Annotated in this window: 7 protein-coding genes; 4 read left to right on the top strand and 3 right to left on the bottom strand. The window is 68.0% G+C overall.

Going from position 1 to position 11,339, the window contains the following annotated elements; genetic code table 11:
- Positions 1–316 precede the first annotated feature (316 nt).
- Together IB228_RS15755 and IB228_RS15750 are read left to right on the top strand one after the other, a co-directional pair.
- Complete coding sequence (locus IB228_RS15755) at positions 317–1,726, top strand: alpha-L-fucosidase (RefSeq protein WP_192199144.1); 1,410 nt, start codon at positions 317–319, stop codon at positions 1,724–1,726.
- A complete protein-coding gene (locus IB228_RS15750; RefSeq protein WP_192199143.1) occupies positions 1,723–3,180 on the top strand; it encodes an alpha-L-fucosidase in 1,458 nt (485 codons plus the stop codon). Before IB228_RS15755 ends, IB228_RS15750 begins: the two co-directional genes overlap by 4 nt.
- An 81-nt stretch (positions 3,181–3,261) precedes the next feature.
- On the opposite strand, the gene IB228_RS15745 is transcribed toward IB228_RS15750, so the two are convergent.
- Genes IB228_RS15745 through IB228_RS15735 form a run of 3 tightly spaced genes read right to left on the bottom strand, consistent with a single transcriptional unit; the run spans position 3,262 to position 9,594 of the window.
- Positions 3,262–4,776, bottom strand: a complete 1,515-nt coding sequence (locus IB228_RS15745; protein WP_225562486.1) for an alpha-L-fucosidase — start codon at positions 4,774–4,776, stop codon at positions 3,262–3,264.
- Between the two features lie 40 nt (positions 4,777–4,816).
- Positions 4,817–7,228, bottom strand: coding sequence for a glycoside hydrolase family 3 N-terminal domain-containing protein (locus IB228_RS15740; RefSeq protein ID WP_225562485.1), 2,412 nt, complete (start codon positions 7,226–7,228; stop codon positions 4,817–4,819).
- Complete coding sequence (locus IB228_RS15735) at positions 7,228–9,594, bottom strand: family 20 glycosylhydrolase (RefSeq protein ID WP_192199142.1); 2,367 nt, start codon at positions 9,592–9,594, stop codon at positions 7,228–7,230. Before IB228_RS15735 ends, IB228_RS15740 begins: the two co-directional genes overlap by 1 nt.
- A gap of 92 nt (positions 9,595–9,686) precedes the next feature.
- On the opposite strand from IB228_RS15735, the gene IB228_RS15730 reads away from it, so the two are divergent.
- Together IB228_RS15730 and IB228_RS15725 are read left to right on the top strand one after the other, a co-directional pair.
- Positions 9,687–10,454, top strand: a complete 768-nt coding sequence (locus IB228_RS15730) for an SDR family oxidoreductase (RefSeq protein WP_192199141.1) — start codon at positions 9,687–9,689, stop codon at positions 10,452–10,454.
- A 10-nt stretch (positions 10,455–10,464) separates the two neighbouring features.
- The gene (locus tag IB228_RS15725; protein ID WP_192199140.1) at positions 10,465–11,307 is read left to right on the top strand and encodes a fumarylacetoacetate hydrolase family protein; all 843 of its coding nucleotides are present in this window, start codon (positions 10,465–10,467) and stop codon (positions 11,305–11,307) included.
- Positions 11,308–11,339 lie beyond the last annotated feature (32 nt).

Genomic DNA, 11,339 nt, shown 5'->3' with positions numbered 1-11,339 from the left:
TAGCTCCTGCGCTCCCGGCAAACATAGCGGTAAGAAATGCGTAAAAATGTGATGTAGTTCTCTTTTTGTACCGATTCAATTCCCTGAAATCGATTTCGGTGCCGGACTGTCATCACGGTTACGCTCGGATGTGCAGCCAGGCGCCTTTCCCTGCCGTCAAAAGGGATTTCCCACGCCATACAGCCCACCCCCGGCAGCGGTTATCCGCGCTCCGGGCAGTCACTGTTTGCTCCCGCGGATCACTGAATAGCGGGCTTGCGTGTGCACGCAATGTGATTACGATTGGTCCAGCCTTTGAACCAAACGGACTTTCCGCATGCGCGTTCGACGCCCGGCACGCCTTCCCCTGCTCCTTTCCCTGCTCGGTCTGCTCGGTCTGCTTGGCGGAACCGGCGCCTCCCTGGCCGCTGCACCGCTTGCCGATGAGTCCCCCGCGCCGACCTCCCTCCACGGCGAAACCGATGCGCAGCATGCCCAGCGCATGCAGTGGTTCGCCGACGCCAAGCTGGGCATCTTCATCCACTGGGGCATCTACGCGGTGGATGGCGTGGACGAATCCTGGTCGTTCTTCAACGGCAAGATGTCGCATGCCGATTATCTGAAGCAGTTGCGCGGCTTCACCGCCAGCGCCTACGACCCGCAGGCGTGGGCGCGGCTGATCCGCCAGAGCGGCGCTCGCTATGCGGTGCTGACCACGCGGCATCACGACGGCGTGGCGCTGTGGGATTCGAAGCAGGGGCTCAACGTGGTGCGCGATACGCCGGCCGGACGCGATCTGGTCGGCCCGTTCGCCGATGCACTGCGCGCCGCCGACCTGAAGGTGGGCCTGTACTACTCGCTGCCGGACTGGTCGTACCCGGACTACGATGTGTTCACCCGCAAGCAGAAGCGCTATAGCCTCGCCGCCGAGCCGCAGCGCTGGCAGCGCTTCCTGGATTACTACCAGGGCCAGATCGCGGATCTGCAGCAGCGCTACCGGCCTGATTTGATCTGGTTCGACGGCGACTGGGAGCACAACGCGGGCGAATGGCAGTCGGCCAAGCTGCGCACCGACATGCGCGCGCGCAATCCCGGGCTGATCATCAATTCGCGCCTGAACGAATATGGCGACTATGCGACACCCGAATTGGGCGTGCCGGTGGTCAAGCCGGCGCAGACGTATTGGGAACTGTGCCTGACGATGAACCGGTCGTGGGGCTACCAACCGCGCGATACCGAGTACAAGAGTCCGCACCAGATCATCCAGGTCTTCAGCCAGACCCTGTCGATGGGCGGCAACCTGCTGCTGGACATCGGACCGAAGGCCGACGGCAGCATCGATCCACGCCAGCTGGAAATCCTGGAAAAGCTGGGCCGCTGGACCGGCAGGCACGCCGAGGCCATCTACGGCACCCGCGCCGGCATCGGCCTGGATCACTACGCCGGGCCGAGCACGGTGTCGAAGGATGGCCGCACGGTCTACCTGTTCCTGGACGGAACGCCCAACGGCGATTTGCTGGTGAAGGGTTTCGACAGCAAGGTACTGCGCGCGCGCGTGGTCGGCGGCGACCAGCCGGTGCAGGCGCGGGTGCTGGGCAAGTACGACTGGTCCAAGCACCCCGGCCTGCTGTTCCTGAGCGTGCCGAAGGCGGCGCTGGATCCTGATCTCACCGTGATCGCGCTGGAACTGGAGGCGCCGGTGAAGCTCTACCGCGAAGAATCCAAACCCATCGAGAGCAACGGATGAAACTGCATCGCCTGTTGTCGCTGGCGCTGCTGGGCGCGTTCGCCCTGCACGCCCCTTCCGCCGCGCGCGCCGACAGCCGCGGTGAATACGTCGCCGAAACCGATCCGCTGGTGGTGCGCAAGCTGGACCAATGGCAGGACTGGAAGTTCGGTTTCATGATGCACTGGGGTCCGTACAGCCAGTGGGGCGTGGTCGAGTCGTGGTCGATCTGTTCCGAGGACGTGGGCTGGTGCCAGCGCCCGGAGGGCGTGGCCTATGTCGATTACGTGAAGCAATACGAGGCGCTGCCCGACACCTTCAATCCGGTGCGTTTCGATCCGGCGGCCTGGGCGGAGGTCGCGCGCGAGGCCGGCACCAAGTACGTGGTGTTCACCACCAAGCACCACGACGGCTTCTCGATGTTCGACACCCGCCAGACCGACTACCGGATCACCGCGCCGAACGTGCCCTTCCATGACAATCCGCGCGCCGACATCACCCGCGCGGTGTTCGACGCGTTCCGCGCGAAGGGTTTCGGCATCGGCGCCTATTTCTCCAAGCCGGACTGGCACAGCGACGACTACTGGTGGCCGCGCTTCGCCACCCCCAACCGCCACGTCAACTACGACACCCGCAAGTATCCCGAGCGCTGGCGGCGGTTCGTCGACTTCACCCACGCGCAGATTGGTGAACTCACCCGCGACTACGGGCGCGTGGACATCCTGTGGCTGGACGGCGGCTGGGTGCGTCCGGGCGATACCCTGGAAGACGCCGCGCAGGGATTGGCCGGCGTGCCGTGGCCGCAGGACATCGACATGCCGGGGCTGGCGGCGATGGCGCGGCGCAACCAGCCGGGCCTGATCGTCGTCGATCGCGCGGTCGGTGGCCGCTACGAGAACTACCGCACACCGGAGCAGAAGATTCCCGACGAGCCGTTGCCGTATCCGTGGGAAACCTGCATGACCCTGGGCGATTCCTGGAGCTATTCGCCCAACGACAAATACAAGAGCACGCGCACGGTGGTGCAGATGCTGGTGGACGTGGTCGCCAAAGGCGGCAACTACCTGCTCAACGTGGGGCCGCAGCCGGACGGACAGTTGCCGGCCGAGGCGGTGAGCCGGCTGCGCGAAATCGGCGCGTGGATGAAGACCAATGGCGGCGCCATCTACGCCAGCCGCGCGGTGGCGCCCTACCGCGACGGCAAGTTCCGCTACACCCGGATGAAGAATGGCGACGTGTACGCCATCTACCTGCCCGACGCCGACGAACAGCGGTTGCCGGCGCAGTTGGAAATCCCCGGTCCGTCGCCGCGCGCGGGCAGCCGGCTGGCGGTGCTGGGAAGCGACGTGCAACTGGAGTGGCGCCGCGAGGGCGAACGGACCATCGCGGTGATTCCCGAAGCGGCGCGCGAAGCCACCGCCGGCTCACCGGCCTGGGCGATTCGCCTGCCGGGCGCGGCGGCGCGGATGCGCTGAGGGCGGCAAAAAAGAAAAAGGGGCGCCTCGGCGCCCCATCTTTTTTTTTGCTGCGCCGTGCACGCTGGACGACGCGTTCCATCAGTCCCCGTGATAGTCGGGGCGGTCCCAGGCGGCATCGGCGCTTCGGTGCAGGCCGATGCGCGCGATGCGCGGTGCCGCGTAGGCATGCTCGATGACCAGGCGCAACCGCCCGGTGCGCGTGGAGGGCACCCGGTCCAGCTTGCAGTGACCGATCGTCGTACCCCAGGTCAGCGGCTGCCAGGCGTCGTCGCGCCAGACGTCGATGCGGTAGTTGGAGACGTGCTGGCCATGCGCGATGGCTTCCTCCAGCCGGATCACGTCGAACTCCGCATCGGGCGGCAGCGACAGCTCCAGCCAGCCTTCGCGCGCGTCGCCGTCCGGTGTCCAGAAGCTGTCCGCATCGCCATCCACGACCCGCGCCGCGCCGTCCCCGGTGCTCGCCTTCGCGCTCGCGCCACGCGCCAGATCCTTCGCCAGCAGCGCCTCGCGCAGGCGTGCGAAGCCTTGCAGCGCGCGCACGTCGTTGTCGTGGAACAGGCCATCGGGTGTCGGCGGCACGTTCAGCAGCAGCTTGCTGTTGCGGCCCACCGAGGTGAAGTACAGGTTCATCAGGTTCTGCGGCGTGCGCACCTTCGCGTCCTGATCCGCATGCCAGAACCAGCCGGGCCGGATCGATACGTCGGTTTCGCCGGGACGCCAGACCGCGCCATAAGGATCGCCCTGCTGCAAGGCTTCGCCGGTCCACGGATCATCGGCGCCGGGACGCGGCACCCGCGCCGGATCGACGCTGGCCCAGCAGGTGCTGCCGGCGCTGCCGGTCTCGTTGCCGATCCAGCGCACGTCGGGGCCGGCGTCGGAGAACATCACCGCCTGCGGCTGCAGTTCGCGCACGGTGCGGTGGATGCGCGCCCAGTCGTACTGCTGGCGCTTGCCGCTGGGGCCTTCGCCATTGGCGCCGTCGAACCAGACCTCGACCACCGGACCGTAGCCGGTCAGCAGTTCGGTCAGCTGCTGGATGTAGAAATCGTCGTAGGCCTTGCCCTCGCCGTACGCGCGCGCGTTGCGATCCCACGGCGACAGGTAGAAGCCGACGCCGAGTCCTTCCGCGCGGCAGGCATCGGTGAATTCACGTACCAGATCGCCCTTGCCGGCGCGCCAGGGACTGCTGGCGACCGAATGCGTGGTGGTCTTCGTCGGCCACAGGCAGAAGCCGTCGTGATGCTTGGCGGTGAGGATCATGCTGCGGAAGCCGCTGGCCTTGGCGGTGCGCGCCCACTGGCGCGCGTCGAGCGCCTTCGGGTCGAAGATGGCCGGACTTTCGCTGCCGTCGCCCCATTCGCGCCCGGTGAAGGTGTTCACCGTGAAATGCACGAACATCGACAGTTCCTCGCGCTGCCAGGCCAGTTGCGCGGCGCTGGGGCGCGGGCGCGTCGCCGCATCCACGATGCCCGTTGCGGACCGCGCCGATGTGGCCGCGCCGGCCGCCGCCAGCGGCACCAGCGCGCCGGCCATGCCGGCCGCGCCGGCGCCCAGGAAACCCCGCCGCGTCCAGCGCGGCCATTGCATCGTCATCCGATTGCTCCTTCGCGCGCATCGCCACGATGCGTCGCGGTCATGGTTGTACCTCGAACTCGCCCTGCTGGCGGATGTCTTCCGAACCCGCCCCGATCATCATCCGGAACATCCCCGGCTCGACCACCCGCCGCATCCGCCGGTCCCACAACGCCAGATCCTCCGGCGTCAGGCGGAATCGCACCGTGCGGGTCTGGCCCGGCGCCAGGTGGATGCGCTCGAACCCGCGCAGGTTCTTCTCGTAGGTGGTCACCGAACCGACCAGGTCGCGGGTGTAGAGCTGGACCACCTCGTCGCCGGCGACACGGCCGGTGTTGCGTACGTCCACGCTCACCTCGACGCTGCCATTCGCGGGTATGCGCCTTGGCGCGATGCGCAGGTTGGCATAGTCGAAGGTCGTGTAACTCAAACCGTGGCCGAACGTGTACAGCGCGCCGTTGACGCGTGATTTCTCCCCTTCCCACTGCGCATTGGGCTTGGTCGGGAAATTGAACGGAATCTGCCCGGCGCTCTTCGGGAAGGTGACGGTCAGCTTGCCGCCCGGGTTGTAGTCGCCGAACAGCGCATCGGCGATGGCGGTGCCGCCCTGATCACCGGGAAACCAGGCTTCCAGGATCGCCGGCACGTGCGCATCGGCCCAGTTGATGCTCATCGGCCGGCCATTGATCAGCACCAGCACCACCGGCGTGCCGGTGGCATGCACGGCGCGCAGCAGTTCCAACTGCCTGCCCGGTAGATCCAGACTGGTGCGACTCAGGCTTTCACCGACGGTGCGATCGCCATCGCCCAGCACGACGACCGCCACGTCGGCGCCGGTGGCCGCGCGCACGGCCTCGTCGATGCCGGCCTGCTCGATGGCACTCAGCGGCTCGGGCAGGATCTCGATGGCCGGCCAGTTGTCGCCGGCAATCTCCACGCCCTTATGGCGCACCTCGGCACGTGGCCCCAGTTTCGCGCGCACGCCTTCCAGCACGGTCACCACATGGCCGCCGGAAGGGCCATAGTGGCGGTGTGAATAACGACCGTCATCGGCATTGGGGCCAATGATCGCGACCGTCTTCAGATCCTTGCGCAGCGGCAGCGCGGCTGCCGCGTTCTTCAGCAGCACCAGGCTCTCGCGCGCCGCCTGCAGGGCGACTTCGCGGTGTTCTTCCGAATTCACGAGGCGCGCACTGGCTTGGGCGTCGTCCACATAGGGACGGTCGAACAGCCCGAGGGTGAACTTCACCCGCAACACGTCGCGCACGCGATCGTCGACCGTCGCGATCGCCAGCGAACCATCGGCCAGCGCCGCGCGCATCGGCAGCACGTAGTCCTCCGGCGGGGTGAAGTTGGTGCGGATGTTCAGGCCGGCCTCGACCGCCTGCCGCACCGCGTCCTTGGCGTCGGCGGCCACGCCGTGCTTGGTGTGCAGGAATTCGACCGCCTCGCTGTCGGAGACGACGTACCCGCGGAAGCCAAAATCACCGCGCAGGCGCTCGGTCAGCCAATAGTGGCTGCCGGTGACCGGCACGCCGTCGTAGTCGTTGTAGGAACTCATCACGCCCAGCAGGCCGGCCTCGCGGATCGCGGCGGCGAACGGCGGCAGGAAGATTTCCTCGACCTCGCGCGGCGCCACCTGCGGATCGGTGCGGGCCATGCCCTCGCGCGCGCCCTTGTTGGCGCTGTAGACGGCGAAGTGCTTGGCGGTGGCGGCCACAGTGAAGTCCTGTTGCAGCCCCTTCACCATTTCCACGCCCAGGCGCGAGACCAGATACGGATCCTCGCCGTAGACTTCCTCCATCCGGCCCCAGCGCTGATCACGCGCGACGTCCAGGATCGGCGCGTATACATTGGTGTAACCCAGCGCGCGCGCCTCGATGCCGGTGATGCGGCCCATCCGGCGCACCAGCGCGCGGTTCCAGGTGTGGCCAATGCCCAACTGGCCGGGGAAACTGGTCGCTCCACGCGCCTCGACGCCACGGATGCCTTCGTTGGTGAAATCGACCGGGATGCCGAGCCGGGTCTGTTCGACGAAGAACCGCTGCACCTCGTTCATCGCCCACACGTGCCGGCGCAGGTCGGTGGCGTACGCGCTCCTGCGGCCATCGCCCCAGCCGTTGTGCATCTCGTCGATGTTGCCGATGCCGTCCTTCCACAGCGCCGCCTTCCATTGCGCGGTGGGCAGCGGATCCTTCAGCACCCGGCCGTAGCCGTACAGCGTCGCCAGCTGTACGGTCTTTTCCTCCATGCTCATCCGCGCCAGCAGATCCTCCACCCGCGCGTCGATCGGCGCGCGGGCGTCCTCGTAGACGTCCTTGCGGCCGTTCTTGTCCAGGTCGATCCAGCCATCGTGGTAGATCCCCGGGGTCGGCGCGAAGGCCGGCGCCGGTTCGCCCGCCGGATTGGTCGCGGGCGTGGCGGCGGTGAATCCCGCCGCCATCAGCACGGCCAGCGTGGCCGGCGCGCGCATCAGCGCGGCTCCGCCGCCGTCAGCAGTTGGATCCGATCGATGGCCCACAGCACGCGCCGGTGATCGCCGGTGAACTTCAGGCACAGATCCTGCGCGCCTCGCAGCGAAGGCAGGGCCACGTCGACCCGCTTCACCGCGTCGGTGCCCACTTCGACCCGCGCTTCCGCCACCGGCTTGCCTTCGCAGCCGCCAACGCGCACCTGCAGATCCACCGGCCCGGCCGGCGGCGGTTCGACGCCGACCGAATCACCGCCGAACTGGAAGTTGTACGGCAGGTCCAGCACTTCGGCGCGCAGGGTGGTGACGCCGTCCAGCGGCGCCTGCTTCCACTGCCAGCACGGCGTGCCGATGTCGACCGGCACCACCGCGCGTTCGCCTTCGCGCGGTTCGTCGTCCTCCAGTCGCAGCACGTAGCTGTCCTTGCGGCAGGCATCCAGGTATTCCGCCTCGCGGGTGCGCAGCGCGAGCGCGTCGACACGCAGCTCGCGCGGCGCCGCCAGCGGCTTGCCCTGGAAGAACGCATTGGCCTTCACGGTGGTCGGCAACGTCACCTGCAATGCCTGCTGGTAGCGAGGCGACTGCGCGGTCGGTTCGCTGCCGTCGGTGGTGTAGCGCAGTTCGCCGAAACCGGTCTGGTTGAGCAGGGTCACCTGCGCGCGTTCGCCCTCGGCCTGCGCGCGGATGCGCGCGGCGAACGCGCTGTCGGCGGCGCGGATGCCGGAACGCTGGAAGCGCCGCATCTGCGGCGCCAGCCGCTGCAGGAAGCCGTCCCAATCGCGCGTGGCCTTGGGCGACCAGGCAATCTCGGCCAACGCCGACAGGCGCGGGAACGCCATGTGTTCCACCCGCGGCTCGGTGCGCACGTGCTCGGTCCACAGGTTGGCCTGGGTGCCGAGCACATGCCTGGCCTGTTCGGCATCCAGTTCGGGCGGCACCGGTTCGAAGTCATACACCTTGCGCAACGTCGTGGTGTAGTCGTGGCCCGGCGGTTCGTCGGACTCGTCGGACTGCATGCGGTTGATGTAGGTGACGTTGCTCGGGCTCAGCACCACGTCGTGCCCCTGCCGCGCGGCCTCCACCGCGCCTTCCATGCCGCGCCAGGACATCACCGTCGCTTCCGGCGGCAGGCCGCCTTCGAGGATTTCGTCCCAGCCAATCAGGCGGCGATCGTGCGCGACCAGGAAGGTTTCGATGCGCTTGATGAACCAGCTCTGCAGTTGCATGTCGTCGGTCAGGCCGAGCGCCTTGCGGCGCGCCTGGATCGACGGCGAGTTGCGCCACTGGTACTTGTCCGCCTCGTCGCCGCCGATGTGGATGTATTGGCCGGGGAAGATGTCCATTACCTCGGTCAGCACCTCCTCCAGGAACTTGAAGGTCGGATCCTCCACGCCATACAGCCACGTGTTCACGCCCCAGTCCGGCGAAACCGGCGGCGCCTTGCCGGTGGCCCCGAACTCGGGGTATGCCGCGATGGCGGATTGCGCGTGGCCGGGCATCTCGATTTCCGGCACCACGGTGATGTGGCGCTGGCGCGCGTACTCGACGATCTCGCGGGCTTCGGCCTGGGTGTAGAAACCGCCGTAGCGCACCGGCTTGCCATCGGCGCCCTGCCCGGCCTTGCCGGCGGGAATGCGCCACGCACCGACTTCGGTGAGTTTCGGATAGCGCTTGATCTCCAGGCGCCAGCCCTGGTCGTCGGTCAGGTGCCAGTGGAAGACGTTCAACTTGTGCCGCGCCATCTGGTCCAGCAGGCGCTTGATCTCGTCCACGCTCTGGATGTGCCGGGCCGAGTCGAGCATGAAGCCGCGCCAGCCGAAGCGCGGCGCGTCGGCGATGCGAACCGCCGGCACGCTGATCGGCAGGGTGTCGGCGGTGGTCAGCAGTTGCCACAGGCTGACGCCGCCGTAGAACAGGCCGGCGCCATCGCGGGCATGGATGCGGATGCCGTCGGCGGCCACCTCCAGCGCATAGCCTTCCGCACGGGTGTCCAGCTTCGCGTCGCTGCTGAAGACGATGGCCGGCCCCGATGCCGAATCGACCTGATGCAGGGAAACGCCGGTGCTTTCGCGCAGCATGGCGATGAACTGGCCGGCGGCGGCCCGGGCGGCGGGATCGGCCGCCGCGGCGACGACCGGCGTGTCGGCCGCCACCACGAAACGGCCCTGTCCGGGCGTGGCCTGCGCGGGCGCGGGAATCAGTGGCGGCGGGCTCCCGGCGGCGAAGGCCTCGGCGGGTGTGGCCGCCTGGCCCGGGTCAGTTGCCGGGCCACCGCAGGCGCCCAGGGCCAGCAACAGGATCGCCAACCCGGTCGCCTTTCCCATCACGAAGGCGCGGGCCGCCTCCCCTTTCCGCTTCACCTGTTCCATCATCGGTCCTCGCCTTAGCCATGCCGGGTTGCAAGTTTCAGATCTCACGATAGCATTGGTCCAACCACTAGGCCATTAGCCCGGAGTCCCCCATGCGCCTGCAAGGCAAACTCGCCCTGGTCACCGCGGCCGGCCAGGGTATCGGCCGCGCCACCGCGCTGGCCTTCATCCGCGAAGGCGCGCGGGTGATCGCCGCCGACATCGACCAGGAGGCCCTGCAGCGGCTGCGGGTCGAGGCCGGCGAGGCGCTTGTCCCGCTGCGCCTGGACGTGACCGACACCGCCGCGATCGCCGCCCTCGCGCAGCGCCACGCGGGCGCCGGCGACGCGGTGGACGTGCTGTTCAACTGCGCCGGATTCGTCCATAGCGGCAGCATCCTGGAAGCCGGCGAGGAGGACTGGGACCTCGCCTGGCGCCTCAACGTCGGCTCGATGTACCACCTGATCCGCCAGTTGCTGCCAGGCATGCTGGCACGCGGCGGCGGCTCGATCATCAATGTCGCCTCGGTCGCCTCCAGCATCAAGGGCGTACCCAACCGCTTCGTCTACGGCACCACCAAGGCCGCGGTGATCGGCCTGACCAAGGCGGTGGCCGCCGATTTCGTCGGCCGCGGCGTGCGCTGCAACGCGATCTGCCCGGGCACGGTCAGCTCGCCGTCGCTGGAAGCGCGCATCGCCGAGCAGGCGCGGCAACAGGGCAGTTCCGTCGAGGACGTGCAGGCCGCGTTCGTCGGCCGCCAACCGATGGGCCGGCTGGGCCGCCCCGAGGAAATCGCCGCGCTGGCGGTGTACCTGGCCAGCGACGAATCCGCATTCACCACCGGCACCACGCACGTGATCGACGGCGGCTGGATCAACTGAAGGAAACCTCATGAAACTGTTGCGCCATGGCGCACCGGGCGCGGAAAAGCCCGGACTCCTCGACGATGAAGGCCGCATCCGCGATCTCTCGGCGGTCATCGCCGACATCGCCGGCGAAGCGATCACCCCCGAAGGCCTGCAGCGCCTGCGAGCGCTGGACGTGTCCGCGCTGCCGCGCGTGGACGGTTCTCCGCGCCTGGGCCCCTGCGTGGGGCAGGTCGGCAAGTTCGTCTGCATCGGCCTGAACTATTCCGACCACGCCGCCGAAACCGGCGCGCAGGTGCCGGCCGAACCGGTGATTTTCAACAAATGGACCAGCGCGATCTGCGGACCCGACGACGACGTGCAGATTCCGCGCGGTTCGCGCAAGACCGATTGGGAAGTGGAACTGGGCGTGGTGATCGGCCGTGGCGGCCGCTACATCGCCGAAGCCGATGCGATGGAGCACGTCGCCGGCTACTGCGTGATCAACGACGTGTCCGAGCGCGAGTTCCAGCTGGAAGGCACCGGCACCTGGGACAAGGGCAAGGGCTGCGACACCTTCGGCCCGCTCGGTCCCTGGCTGGTGACCGCCGATGAGATTCCCGATCCGCACGCGCTCGATCTGTGGCTGGAAGTGGACGGCCACCGCTACCAGGACGGCAACACCCGCACGATGGTGTTCCAGGTGCCGTTCCTCATCAGCTACCTGAGCCGTTTCATGAGCCTGCAACCGGGCGACGTGATCTCCACCGGCACGCCGCCAGGCGTGGGCCTGGGCCAGAAACCGCCGGTGTACCTGCGGCCCGGCCAGGTCATGCGGCTGGGCATCGACGGCCTCGGCGAACAACGGCAGACGGTGGTGCAGGCATGAAGGCCGTTCCCCAGCCGGCGCTGGCCGGCGTG

Origin of the sequence: Pseudoxanthomonas sp. PXM04, assembly GCF_014851695.1 — a bacterium.
GTDB lineage: Bacteria > Pseudomonadota > Gammaproteobacteria > Xanthomonadales > Xanthomonadaceae > Pseudoxanthomonas_A > Pseudoxanthomonas_A beigongshangi.
Note: the sequence above shows the minus strand (reverse complement) of the source record. Positions and strands in the feature narration are given on the sequence as shown.